The organism is Streptomyces sp. A5-4, assembly GCF_051131715.1.
Lineage (GTDB): Bacteria > Actinomycetota > Actinomycetes > Streptomycetales > Streptomycetaceae > Streptomyces.
The window spans coordinates 2,872,157-2,887,254 of record NZ_CP178591.1; the positions used below are offsets into that span (position 1 = coordinate 2,872,157).

The 15,098-nt window shown below is 69.8% G+C and carries 12 protein-coding genes and 1 other RNA gene; 1 reads left to right on the forward strand and 12 read right to left on the reverse strand.

The genetic code is table 11. The features are described from left to right. Positions 1-28: 28 nt before the first annotated feature. The 8 genes from ACLLJJ_RS13300 to ftsE all read right to left on the reverse strand — a co-directional run bounded on the left by ACLLJJ_RS13300 (position 29) and on the right by ftsE (position 8,790). Positions 29-1,276, reverse strand: coding sequence for an acyltransferase family protein (locus ACLLJJ_RS13300; RefSeq protein ID WP_434590310.1), 1,248 nt, complete (start codon positions 1,274-1,276; stop codon positions 29-31). Further along, a complete protein-coding gene (locus ACLLJJ_RS13305) occupies positions 1,273-3,396 on the reverse strand; it encodes a bifunctional polysaccharide deacetylase/glycosyltransferase family 2 protein (RefSeq protein WP_434600401.1) in 2,124 nt (707 codons plus the stop codon). The genes ACLLJJ_RS13300 and ACLLJJ_RS13305 overlap by 4 nt, the downstream gene beginning before the upstream one ends. Positions 3,397-3,482: 86 nt before the next feature. Next, entirely contained in the window at positions 3,483-4,214 is a 732-nt protein-coding gene (locus tag ACLLJJ_RS13310; protein WP_434590313.1) for a hypothetical protein, read from the reverse strand. A 717-nt stretch (positions 4,215-4,931) separates the two neighbouring features. After that, positions 4,932-5,302: a transfer-messenger RNA gene (gene ssrA, locus ACLLJJ_RS13315) on the reverse strand. Between the two features lie 129 nt (positions 5,303-5,431). Then, a complete protein-coding gene (gene smpB / locus ACLLJJ_RS13320) occupies positions 5,432-5,911 on the reverse strand; it encodes an SsrA-binding protein SmpB (RefSeq protein ID WP_283516068.1) in 480 nt (159 codons plus the stop codon). A gap of 18 nt (positions 5,912-5,929) precedes the next feature. Beyond that, entirely contained in the window at positions 5,930-7,105 is a 1,176-nt protein-coding gene (locus ACLLJJ_RS13325) for a S41 family peptidase (RefSeq protein ID WP_434590316.1), read from the reverse strand. Positions 7,106-7,173: 68 nt separating this feature from the next. Beyond that, positions 7,174-8,091 carry a permease-like cell division protein FtsX gene (gene ftsX, locus ACLLJJ_RS13330; protein ID WP_434590317.1) on the reverse strand — a complete coding sequence of 306 codons (918 nt, stop codon included), beginning with the start codon at positions 8,089-8,091 and terminating at the stop codon, positions 7,174-7,176. A 9-nt stretch (positions 8,092-8,100) separates the two neighbouring features. Next, entirely contained in the window at positions 8,101-8,790 is a 690-nt protein-coding gene (gene ftsE, locus ACLLJJ_RS13335) for a cell division ATP-binding protein FtsE (RefSeq protein WP_434590320.1), read from the reverse strand. A 300-nt stretch (positions 8,791-9,090) separates the two neighbouring features. Here ftsE and ACLLJJ_RS13340 point away from each other — a divergent pair, with 300 nt between their 5' ends. After that, positions 9,091-9,282 carry a hypothetical protein gene (locus tag ACLLJJ_RS13340; protein ID WP_283516072.1) on the forward strand — a complete coding sequence of 64 codons (192 nt, stop codon included), beginning with the start codon at positions 9,091-9,093 and terminating at the stop codon, positions 9,280-9,282. A gap of 196 nt (positions 9,283-9,478) precedes the next feature. Here the strand turns inward: ACLLJJ_RS13340 and ACLLJJ_RS13345 are convergent, their stop codons facing one another. From ACLLJJ_RS13345 to ACLLJJ_RS13360, 4 genes are all read right to left on the reverse strand, one after another. Further along, a complete protein-coding gene (locus ACLLJJ_RS13345; protein WP_434590323.1) occupies positions 9,479-10,435 on the reverse strand; it encodes a hypothetical protein in 957 nt (318 codons plus the stop codon). 268 nt (positions 10,436-10,703) lie between these two features. Continuing rightward, entirely contained in the window at positions 10,704-11,810 is a 1,107-nt protein-coding gene (gene prfB, locus ACLLJJ_RS13350) for a peptide chain release factor 2 (protein ID WP_434590326.1), read from the reverse strand. 104 nt (positions 11,811-11,914) lie between these two features. Beyond that, positions 11,915-13,153 (reverse strand): serine/threonine-protein kinase, encoded by a 1,239-nt coding sequence (locus ACLLJJ_RS13355; protein WP_434590329.1) that lies wholly within the window; start codon positions 13,151-13,153, stop codon positions 11,915-11,917. Positions 13,154-13,286: 133 nt separating this feature from the next. Continuing rightward, positions 13,287-14,936: a serine/threonine-protein kinase gene (locus ACLLJJ_RS13360; protein WP_434590332.1), complete on the reverse strand. Its 1,650-nt coding sequence runs from the start codon at positions 14,934-14,936 to the stop codon at positions 13,287-13,289. Positions 14,937-15,098 lie beyond the last annotated feature (162 nt).

A 15,098-nucleotide genomic window follows, 5' to 3' on the forward strand; every position in this document is an offset into this window, starting at 1 on the left:
GGGGCGAAACCTTGCTCTCACCCGGCGGTCAGTGCCGGTGTGAGCGCGCCCGCGCGGGGGCCGCCCGGCCGCGTGTCCGCCCGTCCGGCCACAGGCGCGGCCGGCGTTTGGCCGCGACGTCCTCCACCCATCCGACCGCGACGATCATCAGGGCGATCAGCGGCCAGACGGCGATCACCATCAACACCGTGTACCAGTCCTCGATCAGGCCGGAGTACGTCGGGTCGACGCCCGGGATCTCGAAGAGGAGGTCGATGACGAAGATTGTCGACAGTATCAGCAGGTTGTGCCAGAGGTAGATCGTCACCGCGCGGTTGTTGGCGAGGGTGATCAGCGGGTCGAACCTGGCCAGCCTGCGCGGGAGTTCCTGCCAGGACGGGGAGTACTGGAGGAGGATCACGCAGAAGCCGAACGACCAGGCGGCCTGGGCGAGCGGGATGTCGTTGAGGTCCCAGCCGTCCGCGGTGAGATGCCCCGAGGCCCACCACAGGCCGAAGGCCATCACCGCCGCGGCCACCGACACCGTGATGTAGCGCGGGACTTGTCGGAACATGCCCTCGTGATGGGCGAAGCCGAGGATCCAGCAGGAGCCGTAGACCGCGAAGTCGCCGATGGCGTTGCCGGCCTCACCGGGGATCGTCACCAGTCCGGTGCCGATGACGGCGGTGGCGCCGAGCGGGGCGAGCAGTGTCACCCACGGCAGCCTGCGGAACGCCCACAGCAGCACGGGCGATGCGATGACGAACCACAGGTAGGTGCGGATGTACCAGAGCGGCCCGACGGCCTGGCCCGCCCAGGTGGATTCGAGCAGACCGGCCTGGTCACCGCTGTGCCACGGGTACGGCGGGGCGCCGACCGGGAAGAGGTAGTTGGCCAGCTTGAGGAACCACCAGACCCCGTCCTCCTTCACCGGCCCCCAGCCGAGGTAGAACATCATCGGCAGCACGACGACGGCGAAGGCCCACATGGGCGGCAGCAGCCGCCGGATCCGGCCGCGGATGACACCGGCGGCGGGCCGCTTGAGCGAGCGCGCCATCAGCGAGCCGGCGAGCGCGAACATCACGCCCATGGACGGGAAGAGCAGCGTCAGCCAGGCCCAGCCGAAGACGTGGTAGACGACGACGCGCAGCAGCGCGACGGCGCGCAGCACGTCGAGGTAGCGGTCCCGGCCGGGCCGGGGCGCCGCCACCGGGGCGTCGGCGGCCTCGGCCGGCGCGGCGACCGTGCCGGGTGTCTGGGTGGACGCGGCGGGAAAGCCGGTGGTGCCGGGGGTCATGCGACGGGCCTCTTCTCGGTCCTGCGCTGCCGCTGGCTCGGGATGGAGCCGGGCGCCTCGACCACACCGGTACGACGCAGCTTCTGCCAGCGCAGCCGGCCGCCGGTCAGCGCGGTGATCCAGGACTGGAGCAGGACGACGTACATCAGCTGGCGGTAGAGGATCTGCTGCAGGGGCAGCGAGATCAGGTGGATCATGCGCTCGCGGTCGAGCCGGAACGCGTACGCGGCGCAGACGACCTGCACGGCGAGGACGCCGAGCCAGGCCACGACGGTCTGCTGGGTGGGGCCGAAGACCAGTCCGTACAGCAGGAACACGTCGATGAGTGGGGCCAGCAGCGGGAAGAGCACCATGAAGAGCGAGACCAGCGGCAGACCGACCCGCCCGAAGCGTCCCGACGGGCCGCGTTCGACGACGGCGCGGCGGTGCTTCCAGATCGCCTGCATGGTGCCGTAGCTCCAGCGGTAGCGCTGGGACCACAGCTGCTGCACGGTCTCCGGCGCCTCGGTCCAGGCGCGCGCCTTCTCCGCGTAGACGACGCGCCAGCCGTCGCGATGCAGGGCCATGGTGACGTCGGTGTCCTCGGCGAGGGTGTCCTCGCTCATGCCGCCGAAGCGCTGCAGGGCGTCGGCCCGGAAGGCCCCGACCGCGCCGGGGATCGTCGGCATGCAGCCGAGCAGGTCGTACATGCGGCGGTCGAGGTTGAAGCCCATCACGTACTCGATGTGCTGCCAGGCGCCGATCAGCGAGTCGCGGTTGCCGACCTTGGCGTTGCCCGCGACCGCACCGACCCGTGGGTCGCCGAACGGCTGGACCAGCTCGCGGACGGTGGCCGGCTCGAAGACGGTGTCACCGTCCATCATCACGACGATGTCGTAACGGGCGTGCGCGAGACCGTTGTTGAGGGCGGCCGGTTTGCCGGAGTTGGGCTGGCGTACGACGCGTACGTTCGGCAGGCCCAGCGCCTCGACGATGTCCGCGGTGCCGTCCGATGAGCCGTCGTCGATGACGATCACCTCGATGGGGTGCTCGCCGGCCATCAGCGAGCGGACGGTGTTGGCGATGCACTCGCGCTCGTTGTACGCCGGGACCAGCACCGACACGGGCCGGGTGACCGGCGGGCCCCAGCTGAAGTCGCGCCTGCGGACCTTGCGGGCGTGCAGGAAGGACAGCAGCAGCATCAGGCCGAAGCGCGCCATGACCAGCACGCCGATGACGGCGAGGCCGATGACGAGCACGCCGGTGGTCTTCTCGGACAGGCCCACGGCGTAGACCCACGCCTTGCCCTTCCACAGCTCGGGGCCGGTGACCGCAGTGTGCGCCGAGCGGGCGCCGAGCGCCCCGGTCAGGTGGGTGAAGGTGTAGCCGCGTTCCTGCATCGCGGGCAGGAAGCGGTCGAGGGCCGCGACGGTCTGCGAGCGGTCGCCGCCGGAGTCGTGCATCAGCACGATCGAACCCTCGGTGCCCTTGGGTGTGGCGCGCTCGATGATCGCCTCGACGCCGGGGCGCTTCCAGTCCTCGCTGTCGGTGTTGTTGAACGCCGTGATGTAACCGCGGCTGCCGATGTACTGGGTGACCGGCCAGGACTTGTCGTCGAGGGCGTCGGAGAACGAGGAGTAGGGCGGCCGGAAGAGCGAGGTGCGGATGTCGGCGGCGCCCGCGATGGCGAGCTGATTCTGGGTGAGCTCCCAGTCGATGCGGGACTTCGACTGGTAGGAGAGGTCGGGGTGGCTGAAGGTGTGCAGCCCGACCTCGTGGCCCTCCCGCACCATGCGCTCGACCAGACCGGGATGGCGCGAGGCCATGGTGCCGGTGACGAAGAAGACGCCGTGCGCCTTGTACTCCTTGAGTTTGTCGAGGACCTTGGGCGTCCACTTCGGGTCGGGCCCGTCGTCGAAGGTCAGCACGAGCTTGCGCTCGGGGATGCTCAGCGCCTTGGGCGCCTGCGCGTTCCGCGCGTCGATGACCGGCCCGCCCGCGAGGATGTCCTCGGGGACATGGCCGATGGGCGCCGGAGGGCGGACCCGGTGGTCGGCGAGGATCTCACTGTGTACGTAGCCGCGCAGCATCAGCATCGCGAGCAACGCGACCAGGAAGAGCGAGGGCAGCAGATACCGCATGGGGATACGGCGCCGTACGGTGCGCCGGCTGCGATGGGCGCGGGTGGCGCGCCTGCCCTGGGGAGCGCCCTGGGTTGCCATCTCTGTTACGGGCCTTTCAGGGCGAGTTGAGCACTGGTGCCGCCCGCGGCGGGGTCCGGGTCCGTGGTGCCGGTGCCCGGATCGGTGCCACCGGTACCCCCGGTGGTGGCGCCCGGATCGGTGCCGGGGTCCCGGTCGGGCGCGGGATCCGGGTCGGGGGCCGGGTCCGTGCCGGGGCCGGTGCCCCCGGTGCCGGTGCCGGGCCCGGGGGCGGTACCACCGGTGGCGGCGCCCGGGTCCGCACCCGGATCGACGGCCGGCGGCGGGGCGTTGCGGTCCGGGGGCCCGGTGGTCCCCGAGGCGGCGGCGCCCGGCCGGGACGCGGCGGGCGCACTGCTCGCGCCCTTGCCCGGGGGCGGCAGCGGATCGGTGCCGGCCGGGCCCGCGGGGCTCACACCGGTCGTCGCACCCGGGGTCGCCCCGGAGGGCAGCGGATCGACGTCGGGGACCGGGGCCACCTCGGCGGTGTCCGCCTTCTGCTTCTCGTCGGCGAGTCCGGGTATCGGAAGCCAGGGTGCCTTGGAGGTACCGCCCATCAGGGCTGCGACGAGAGTGATCGCGTAGCAGGCGCAGACGGTGGCGAGCACCCAGCCGACCCGCCGGAACTTCCTGCTCCTACGGCCGCTCTCGTCGACGAACACCGGCCCGTCGGAGCCCTCTTGGGCTCCTGACACTGTCGTCGGATCCACCTGCGGATCCGCCGCCATCCGGCCGAGGCCGTCCAGCTGGACCGTCATCTCGTTCGGATCATGAGCACGCCCGTCCAGGGCACTTTCACGCCAAAATTCCATAGCTTTACACACGCCCCCACAGGAAAAAATGATGCGGGGTGCGCACACGACTGCCCGAGAATCTGCCGTCGGACCAGGCCCCCACCCGCTCCGAGCGCCCCCTACCACCGCACCCGGGCCATGAATGTAGCGCACCCCGGGGACGGGAGGACTGCCGTGTCACTTGTTGTTGAGGTTCAGTGACATATCAACGTCGGCTCGTCACGTGGAGGTAGTCACTTCACGCCATTTGAGCCCTTACCACGGAGGCAACATCAGCCCGTTTAGTGCATAAAATGCGGTATGCCACCACCCTTTTCGGCACCCAGGTGATATCGGCTACAGCAGCCCGGGATCGATCACCGACCGTAGCGTCGGCCCTTCGCGGCGACCGGTTCGACACTTCTCCCGACCGGTTCAGACCTGCTCCCGACCGGTCGGCACCGGTTCCGCATCACTCGGCCCAACCCCCTGGACACCTCGGGCCCCCGGATACCGCGGCGCCGGCCCGACGCCTCCCCACCCGAAGAAGAATCGGGCAAATGGGTATCATTCACTTGGCTGGATAACCTCCCCGTGGGGACGCCTCCCCCGGCCGGGCGCACACGCGGACACGATGCGCACGCGGACACGACAAAGGCCCCGCTGCCTTGACGGCAGCGGGGCCTGAGCCTCACATGGGAATTGTGGAGATGGCGGGAATCGAACCCGCGTCCAACGGTGCAGAACCAGGGCTTCTCCGAGTGCAGTCCGCTTCGCTTTTCTCGGCCCCGGAGATCACACGGACAAGTCTCCGACGGGCTCAGTCACTGTTTGATTTCCCACCCGATCCCGTGACCGGACCGAGTGGTTTAGTTCCCTTGATGATGCCAGGATCCAGGTCGGGAACACCCCTGGGCTGACACTTCACGCAGTCGCTACTTAGGCAGCGAGGGCGAAGGAATCGCGCTTGGAATCGGCGATTATAGTTTGCGACATATGGTTAACGAGATCATTGCCGCTTCCTCGACTCGCTTCCCCTGCCTCGACATCCGCTGTCGAAACCGATCATCCCCATGTTGATTTTTCAAGGTGGTGCTTGTGGTGCCGCACCCCACCAGTGGTGGTGTGCAGTGCCCATCGTACGTGACCAACGCACGACGGGGCCAGCGCATTCCTGACCGGCCCGGCGTGGGCTCGGTCGGTCAGCTCCGTTCCTTGCGCTTCACCGCGGAGATCGCGCGGTTCGTCTCCCGCAGATCCTGCTTCTCGCGCAGCGTCTGACGCTTGTCGTACTCCTTCTTGCCCTTGGCCAGCGCGATCTCGATTTTGGCCCGGCCGTCCTTGAAGTACATCGCGAGCGGCACGATCGTGTGGCCGGTCTCCTGCGACTTCGCCGCGAGCTTGTCGATCTCGATCCGGTTCAGCAGGAGCTTGCGCTTGCGGCGCGCGGAGTGATTGGTCCAGGTCCCCTGGGTGTACTCGGGTACGTGGATGTTGTGCAGCCACGCCTCGTTGCCTTCCAACTGCACGAAGCCGTCCACCAGCGAGGCGCGCCCCTGCCGCAGGGACTTCACCTCAGTGCCGGTCAGGACCATGCCGGCTTCGTAGGTGTCGATGATGAGGTAGTCGTGTCGCGCCTTCTTGTTCTGCGCGATCATCTTGCGCCCTTGTTCCTTAGCCATAGTGCGACCATTTTCGCACTAAGACCCTCCCCCGAGGCCACTCAATACTGTCTGGGCCCTCTGCTGGGCCTTCTCGCTCACCGAAAGGTCCGGGCTGATGCCCCGGCCGTCGACGCTGTGGCCCGCCGGAGTGCGGTAGTGGCCCACGGTCAGCTCGGCGACCGAACCGTCGGGCAGTCGGCTCGGCATCTGGACCGAGCCCTTGCCGAAGGTGCGTGATCCCACAGTGACCGCGCGACCGCGGTCCTGGAGCGCCCCCGTGACGAGCTCCGCGGCACTCATCGTGTCGCCGTCGACAAGCGCGACAACGGGTCTCCGGGTGTCCCCGCCCGGCTCCGCGTACAGGGCACGCTGCTCACCGTGCACGTCGTAGGTGGCTACCAGGCCACCGTCGAGGAAGGCGGAGGCCGCGGTGACGGCCTCGGTGACCAGCCCGCCGCCGTTGCCCCGCAGGTCGAGGAGGAGGCCGTGCTCGCGCGGCGCCTTCTTCACCGCCTCGCGCACCTGCTCGCCCGAGCCCTTGGTGAAGGACGCCACCTTGATGAGGGTCGCGCCGTACGGGAGCCGCTCGACCGTGACGGCCTCGGTGTCCAGCCGGGCCCGCTGCACCGTCTCGCTCCACGCGCGCGTGGAGCGCTGGAGGCCGAGCGCGACCCAGGTGCCCGGCTTCGCCGCCTTCTTCCCCCGCAGCAGCTTCACGACCTCGGTGACAGGACGCTTCTCGACCCGGTGGCCGTCGATCGTGCGGAGCTGGTCGCCCGCCCTGACCCCGGCCCGCTCGGCGGGTCCGCCGGGCTGCACCCGGGACACCTCGATGCGGCCTTCGCGGGTGCGCTTGGCCCACAGCCCCACGCCCGTGTACTCGCCGTCGAGGGCCTGCTCGAACTCCTCGTACTCGCCCGGGTCGTAGACCGCGCCCCAGCGGTCCCCGCTGCGGCTGACGACCTCCTCGGCCGCCTCCTTGCCGGACTTTCCGTCGGCCATCGCCTCGGCCGCCGCGTCGGCGACCGCTTCACGGTCCGCTGTCGCGGCGGCCGAGCGGGAGGCGGGGCGCTGCTCGGCGGACTGCGTTCCGTCCGCGCGCTCCCAGGAGCCGGTGGCGACCGCGGTGACCAGCACGGTGGCGAAGATCAATGTCAGGGCCGCCCCGCGGCGGATCCCACGGGGTTGGAGGCTGTCTTCCGGGCCCTGCATGCCGAGGAGTCTAGGACAAGCGGAGGGCGCCGTACGAGCTGATGCTCGGACGGCGCCCGGGGCTCATGTCACACCTTCAGGTACTTGCGCAGCGCCACAAAGCCCGCGAGCGCGGGCATCAGCAGTGCGATGGCGAGCACCAGCGGCAGCTTCGCGAGCACCGCGTCCCAGCCGATGAAGTTGACGAGAGTCAGCTTGTCGGCGAGCGCGAGCCCGTGGTCGATCAGGAAGTACCGCCCCCCGAGCAGCATCCCGCAGGCGAACACGCCGCCGATCAGGCCCGCGAACGCGGCCTCCATGATGAACGGCATCTGGATGTAGAAGCTGGACGCGCCGACGAGCCGCATGATCCCCGTTTCACGCCGTCGGCTGAAGGCCGATACGCGCACGGTGTTGACGATCAGCATCAGCGCGATGACAAGCATCAGGGCCATCACGCAGAGCGCGGCCACATTCATGCCGTTCATCAGCTCGAAGAGGTTGTCGAGGATGCCGCGTTGGTCCTGGACGGACTGCACGCCGTCCCGGCCGGCGAACGCGGTCGCGACCACCTTGTACTTCTCCGGGTCCTCCAGCTTGACGCGGAAGGACTCCTGCATCTGGTCCGGGGTGATGGTGTCGGCCATCGAGGAGTCCCCGAACTGCTCCTTGTAGTGCTTGAACGCCTGGTCGGCCGACTCGTAGTCGACCCTCTTGACGATGTCCATCTTGTCGAGGTCGGACTTGACCTGCGCCTTCTGCTCGCTGGTGACCGCTCCCTTGGCGCACTTGGGGATGGTTTCCGCGTCGTTCTTGTTGCAGAAGAAGATCGAGACATTGACCTTGTCGTACCAGAAGCCCTTCATCGTGCTCACCTGCTCGCGCATGAGCAGCGCGCCGCCGAAGAGGGCGAGGGAGAGGGCGACAGAGATGACTACCGCGAAGGTCATCGTGAGGTTACGACGGAGACCGACGCCAATCTCCGACAGGACGAACTGGGCGCGCATGGCGTCCTTTCAGTGCTGGTATCCGTAGACGCCCCGAGACTGGTCGCGCACGAGGCGGCCCTTCTCGAGTTCGATGACGCGCTTGCGCATCTGGTCGACGATCTGCTGGTCGTGGGTCGCCATCACCACAGTGGTGCCGGTGCGGTTGATGCGGTCCAGCAGCTTCATGATGCCGACGGAGGTCTGCGGGTCGAGATTTCCGGTCGGCTCGTCCGCGATGAGCAGCATCGGCCGGTTGACGAAGGCCCTGGCGATCGCCACGCGTTGCTGCTCACCGCCCGAGAGCTGACCGGGCATCCGGCCCTCCTTGCCGCCGAGACCGACGAGATCGAGGACCTGCGGTACGGACTTGCGGATCTCTCCGCGCGACTTGCCGATGACTTCCTGCGCGAACGCGACGTTCTCCCCGACGGTCTTGTTGGGGAGCAGGCGGAAGTCCTGGAAGACGGTGCCCAACTGGCGGCGCATGCTCGGCACCTTCCAGTTGGACAGGCGCGCGAGGTCCTTGCCCAGGACGTGCACCATGCCGTGGCTGGCGCGCTCCTCGCGCAACAACAGCCGCAGGAAAGTGGACTTGCCCGAGCCGGAAGAGCCCACGAGGAAGACGAATTCGCCCTTCTCGACCTCAAGGGAAACATCCCTGAGAGCGGGGCGGTTCTGCTTCGGGTAAGTCTTGGAGACATTGTCGAATCGGATCACGGGTGCACCACGGTCGCCGGGAGTAGGTGAGCGTGACCATACGCGACCCGGAGGGGCCCGCGCAGTCGGCGTCCTGGGATGGGCGTTTTATCACGGATCTACGTACGCTCCTGGCTGCTTCCCGGCCCGGGAGAGCGGTCGCACGCCGGTGGGGCGCGCCGGAACGTGTGGGAGCTGGCACAGTGGAAGGGGGAACGGTGGCGTTTCCCGGAGCGTTGAGCGGAGTAGACCGTTGATGGGTACGGCTACACGGCCGAGGGTGCACGGCTGCGGCTCCGCCGCGCGGGAGGAGGACAGCGCATGACCTACGACCGATTGGTGTGCGCGAACTGCGCGGCGCCCGTGAACGAGGGCCGCTGCCAGGTGTGCCGGGCCAGCAGGCAGCGACTCCAGCAGGAGGGGCCCCTGGCGGGGCTCAGCCCTGCCGCGCTCATGGCGCTGCTCGCGGTGCTGGTGGCCGCGCTGGTCCTGCTGGCACACCAGACCGCGTAACGGCCGCCCTCGTCGCCCCACGGGCCTCCTGAGGGCGCTGCGCGGCGCGGGCCGGACGGGGCGGAGACTTGAAGAAGCGGAGAAGCGGCACAGGAAAGGGCCCGAGGCGCTGAGCGCTTCGGGCCCTTTCCGTACGTCCGGTCGTCCTACGGGCGCCTGGCCGGCGTCCGGGCGACGTCCATGACTTCTACCTGGTTCAGGCGGCGGTACGGCCGCTGACCAGGCGCGGCAGCATGCGGAAGCCGATGCCACCGGCGATCATCGTCGCGGCACCGATGAGCAGGAACGAGGTCTCGGCGGCGCCCGTCTCGGCGAGCTCCTCCTTGGCCTCGCCCTGCTGGACCGGCTGCGAGCCGACGCTGTCGGTGTCGGTGCCGTCGTTGCCGCCGGTCGCACCACCCGCGGTGTCACCGCCGGTGCTGGTGCCGCCGGTGTCGCCACCGCCGGTCGTGTCACCGCCCGTGCTGCCGGTCGTGCCCGTGGTACCGGTGTCGCCGCCGTCGCTGTCACCACCGGTGGTGCTGGTATTGCCGCCATTGCTGCCGGTCGTGCCCGTGGTGCCGGAGTTGCCGGTTGTGCCCGTGGTACCGCTGTTGCCGGTAGTTCCGGTCGTGCCGGTGTTGCCCGTGGTTCCGGTCGTGCCGGTGCTGCCGGTCGTGCCCGTCGTACCGGTCGTGCCCGTCGTACCGGTCGTGCCCGTCGTACCGGTCGTGCCCGTCGTACCGGTCGTGCCCGTGGTACCGGTCGTGCCCGTAGTTCCGGTCGTGCCGGTGTTGCCGCTCGTGCCCGTGGTACCGGTCGTGCCGGTCGTACCGGTCGTACCGGTCGTACCGGTCGTTCCGGTGTTGCCCGTGGTACCGGTCGTGCCCGTGGTACCCGTCGTGCCCGTGGTACCGGTCGTGCCGGTCGTGCCCGTCTCGCCGCCACCCGTAGGACCGGCATCGACACCACCCGCTACCGTGCCGGCGTTGTCGCCACCCTCGATGGTGTTCACATCGAGGCCGAGGCCGATGTCGACAACGCCCGTGTCCACGCTGGTGTCGGTACCGAAACCGACGGCCTGAGCGGCGCCCGCGGCGGTCAGCGACGCACCGGCGGCAATCACCGCGCCGGCGGCTATCCGTGCAACACGGATCCGCGTCTTCTTCGTCATCTGTGTGGTACCCCCAGTAGCTGAATTCGTCAGTGGAGCAGCGCTAGGGCGACAGCCGCTGGGGATGTTGACATTCCCCGGGATCACACGCGCCCCAGTACATACGCATGCCGCGCGTCAGCCTCGCCAGAAATAAGAAGCTCGTCAAGGAGGTTGCGCGAGCAATGCCCGAAATGGGAACACTTGCCCACCGCACAGGGGCGCGACTGTGACACAAACGGCAACTGGCGCCCCAAGGGCGCCAGTTGTCGTGTCGACAAAGCGAGGTTTACTTCTCCTGCTGCTTGCGCCAGCGAATTCCCGCTTCGAGGAAGCCGTCGATCTCGCCGTCGAGAACACCCTGCGGATTTCCGACCTCGAACTCCGTACGCAGGTCCTTGACCATCTGGTACGGGTGCAGGACGTACGAACGCATCTGGTTGCCCCAGGAGTTGCCGCCGTCGCCCTTGAGGGCGTCCATCTCGGCCTTCTCCTCCTGGCGGCGGCGCTCAAGGAGCTTCGCCTGGAGGACGTTCATCGCGCTGGCCTTGTTCTGGATCTGCGAGCGCTCGTTCTGACAGGAGACGACGATGCCGGTCGGGACGTGGGTCAGTCGCACCGCGGAGTCGGTGGTGTTGACGCCCTGTCCGCCGGGGCCCGAGGCGCGGTAGACGTCCACGCGCAGCTCGGACTCGTCGATCTCGATATGGTCGGTCTTCTCGACGACCGGGAGCACCTCGACGCCGGCGAAGGAGGTCTGCCGACGGCCCTGGTTGTCGAAGGGCGAGATGCGGACGAGCCGGTGCGTGCCCTGCTCGACGGAGAGCGTTCCGTAGGCGTACGGCGCCCGGACGACGAAGGTGGTCGACTTGATACCGGCCTCTTCGGCGTACGACGTCTCGTAGACCTCGGTGGAGTAGTTGTGCCGCTCGGCCCAGCGCAGGTACATGCGCTGGAGACGCTCGGCGAAGTCGGAGGCGTCGACGCCACCGGCCTCGGCGCGGATGTTGACGAGGGCCTCACGCGCGTCGTACTCGCCGGAGAGGAGCGTCCGTACTTCCATCTCCTCCAGCGCCTTGCGGACGGCGATGAGCTCGGTCTCCGCCTCCGCGAGGGTGTCCGCGTCGTCCTCGGCCTCGGCGAGCTCGAAGAACACCGGCAGGTCGTCGATCCGGCTGCGGAGCGCCTCCGTCTTACGGACCTCGGCCTGCAGGTGCGAAAGCTTGCTCGTGATCTTCTGCGCGGCGTCCGGATCGTCCCACAGGGACGGCGCGGCGGCCTGCTCCTCAAGCACGGCGATATCGGCCCTCAGGCTGTCGAGGTCCAGGACGGCCTCGATCGACCCCATGGTCGAGGAGAGGGACTTGAGCTCTTCGGATACATCGACGACTGCCACGGGTCCAGCGTAACGGCTGGGCGGGCGGGCGTTCCCCTCGCCCGCCCGACACCCCTTCCGGGGCTGGGCGGGGGCCGGGTCCCCGGCCCGGAACCGGGTCGGGGCTAAGGCTGGGAAGGGGATGACTGACGGGTGTCCCGGGGCGGCGTCCGCTGGCCGTCGTCCACGACCGCCAGCCAGCCGCCGACACCGGCCGCCGCGGCGAGGAGGACCGCCACGACGCCCAGGGCCAGGCGGCGCCTGCGAACGCTGCCGGCCTTGTGGCGGGCCGATCCGGGGCGGCGCTGACCGCTCGCGCGGGGGGCGCGGGCCGTGCCGCGGGCGCCCCCGGCCAGTTCGTCGGGGCCCGGGACGCGCATGCTCGTATGGGTGTCCCGGTTCGAGTCGAGGGCAGACCCCGGCACCAGGGGGACGGCGCCGCGACGACGCGGCTCCTCGGACGTCTCGGGGTGGCGGGACCGCTCCTCGTACGCCGCCTCCTCCTCGGTGTCCGGCTCGTCGACGTCCAGCGGCGGGATGCCCGAGAGCAGGGGGAGCTGGTCGCGCAGCCGCACGGAGAGCTCCGACGCGCGCAGGCGGGACGCCGGTGCTTTCGCCAGGCACTGCACGAGGAGCTGCCACAGCTCCTCGGGGATGCCGGGCAGCGGCACAACCGTTTCCGTGACATGGCGGCGCAGTACGGCGCCGGGGTGGCCGCCGCCGAAGGGTGTGAAGCCCGCGAGCAGCTCGTACAGGACGGTGGCCAGCGCGTAGATGTCGACCGCGGCGCGGGGCGGCAGCCCCTCGACGATCTCGGGCGCCAGGTAGTCCGGCGTACCGATGATCTTCGTCGCACGGGTGCGGCGGGGCGTGTCGATCAGCTTGGCGACGCCGAAGTCCGTCAGCAGCGCGGGGTGCGCGCCGCCGGGGCCGAGCGGGCCCTCCATGTCGAGCAGGATGTTCTCCGGCTTGACGTCCCGGTGCACCACTCCGGCGGCGTGCGCGGCGGCCAGGCCGTCGGCGACGTCCGCGGCGATCGCGACCGCCGCCTCGGGCGCCATCCGGCGCTCGCGGTCGAGCCGGGTGCGCAGGTCCGTACCGCGTACGAGATCCATGACGAGGGCGAGGTCGTTGCCGTCGACGACGAGGTCGCGGACGGAGACCACCCGGGGGTGGTCGAGTCCGAGCAGCGCGGTGCGCTCCTGGACGAAGCGTCCGACGAGCTCCTGGTCGGAGGCGAGGTCCTCACGCAACAGCTTGATGGCGACCGGACCCTCGGGTCCGTCGCCCAGCCATACCGTGCCGGCGCTGCCGCGGCCCAGGATCTGGTGGGCGGTGTACCGGCTGCCGATTTTCCGTGCCAAGACTGCTCCCTCAGCGGCTGTCGATCGCCCTGAGGCTACGCGGGTGGCGGGGCGCTCTGTGCCCCGTATGGCCTCAACCCGCACTTCTGGGGGCGAAATCCGCCCCCAGAAGTCGACAAGTCGACCGAGTCGGTCAGTTTGTCTTGCCTCCGATGTCCTCGAACCACTTCCTGACGGAGGTGTAGGTGTCGCCGATCTGCTCGAAGAAGCTCTTCGTCGAACCGATCCAGTCCTGCAGCGGGGTCAGCTCCCAGACCAGCCAGGAGGCCGCGAACAGCAGAATGATGGTGAACAGACAGCCCTTGAGACAGCCGAGGCCGGGGATGCGCATCCGGTTGGGATTGCTGCGGCGCGGCTCGCGCGGCGGGCGCGGGGCCGGCGGGGCGGGCTGCTGCGGAGGCGCGTACCGCTGCTGCGGGGGCGGCGCCTGCGGCTGCTGATGCTGCGGCGGGGGCGGCGGGGCATACCGCTGCGGTTGCTGCTGCGGCTGGCGCTGGGACTGGGGCGGCTGCTGGTACTGCGGGGGCTGTTGCGACTGATGCTGCGGCGGCTGCGGCTGGCGCTGGGGGCGCCTGCGCAGCGGGTCCTCGCTCGGGTCGAGGTACTGGACCTGCGTCTGCTCATTGCGGTCGCGGGCCGCGCGCAGCTGGTTCTGCCAGGGGTGCGGGTCCTCGGGGCTGCCCGGCATGCCGTCGGGGGCCGGCGGGACGGGGGGCATGACCGAGGTCGCGTCGCCGGCCCCGGCGCCGTGCCGCGGTCCGCCCGTGGACGGCATGACGCTGGTCGCGGCGCTCGGGTCGTACGACCCGGCGTTGCTCGGCAGGACCTGGGTCGGGTCCGCGGCGCCCGGCAGGTCGGGGACCGGCGCGGGCGCCGGGTCGGGGGCGAGCAGCGCGGCCACCCCCATGGCCGCCTCGACCTGCGCGGACGAGGAGTGGACGCCGATGCCGCCCGCGACGGTGCGCAGGGCGCGGGCGAGGTTCTCGGCGCTCGGCCGCTCGTCGGGCTCCTTGCGCAGGCAGCGCTCGATGACCGTCCAGAGCGGCTCGGGGACGGTGGTCGGGCGGCGGGGCTCCTCGCTGAGGTGCCGGTGGAGCACTTCGAGCGCCGTACCGCCGGCGAACGGCGGGCGCCCGGTGACCAGCTCGTACAGCAGGATGCCCGCGCCGTAGATGTCGACGGCGGAGGTCTGCGGACGGCCCTCGGCGGACTCCGGCGCGACGTACGCGGGCGTGCCGACGAATTCGTGGGTGCGGGTCAGGCCCGGGGAGTCCGCGAGGCGTGCGATGCCAAAGTCGGTGAGCATCGGGTGCATCTGGCCGTCGCGCTCGTCGAGCAGGACGTTCGCCGGCTTCAGGTCACGGTGGACCACACCGTCGGCGTGGCTGGCCGCCAGCGCGTCCGCGATCTGCGCGGTCAGCAGGGACGCCGCGACGGGCGAGAACGGGCCGTTCTCACGGATGTAGCGGTGCAGGTCGGGGCCGTCGATCAGGTCCATGACGAGGGCGAGCAGATCGCCTTCGACGACCAGGTCCCGGGTCCTGACGATGTTCGGGTGGGTGAGCCGCAGCAGTACGGACCGCTCCCGGAGGAAGCGCATCACGACGTCCGCGTCGTTGGCGAGCTCCTCCTTGAGGACCTTGATCGCGACGGTCTCGCCGGGCTGACCGGCCACCGCTGCTTCGGCTCCGGCGGTCTCGCGCTGGCGGGCCCGCCAGACGACGCCCGTGGCGCCGCGCCCGATCGGCTCCTCGAGCAGGTATTTACTGCCTACCGGCCGCACGTCATGCGCTCCCTGCTGATCATGTTCCCTTGGCGTGGCTGCGTGGCCCTCGCTTCGTTCCGAGCGCTCCGGCCCGTATTTCCGACCCACTGTAATGCCGCCCCGCTGCCACCGAACGGGGCACGGACAGCACCTGTCCACGGGAAGACGCCCGCACTGTTC

Coding starts and splice junctions, on each gene's coding strand:
- ACLLJJ_RS13300 (WP_434590310.1), bottom strand. CDS start 1,276: ATGACCCCCGGCACCACCGGCTTTCCCGCCGCGTCCACCCAGACACCC.
- ACLLJJ_RS13305 (WP_434600401.1), bottom strand. CDS start 3,396: ATGCGGTATCTGCTGCCCTCGCTCTTCCTGGTCGCGTTGCTCGCGATG.
- ACLLJJ_RS13310 (WP_434590313.1), bottom strand. CDS start 4,214: ATGACGGTCCAGCTGGACGGCCTCGGCCGGATGGCGGCGGATCCGCAG.
- smpB (WP_283516068.1), bottom strand. CDS start 5,911: ATGGCTAAGGAACAAGGGCGCAAGATGATCGCGCAGAACAAGAAGGCG.
- ACLLJJ_RS13325 (WP_434590316.1), bottom strand. CDS start 7,105: ATGCAGGGCCCGGAAGACAGCCTCCAACCCCGTGGGATCCGCCGCGGG.
- ftsX (WP_434590317.1), bottom strand. CDS start 8,091: ATGCGCGCCCAGTTCGTCCTGTCGGAGATTGGCGTCGGTCTCCGTCGT.
- ACLLJJ_RS13340 (WP_283516072.1), top strand. CDS start 9,091: ATGACCTACGACCGATTGGTGTGCGCGAACTGCGCGGCGCCCGTGAAC.
- ACLLJJ_RS13345 (WP_434590323.1), bottom strand. CDS start 10,435: ATGACGAAGAAGACGCGGATCCGTGTTGCACGGATAGCCGCCGGCGCG.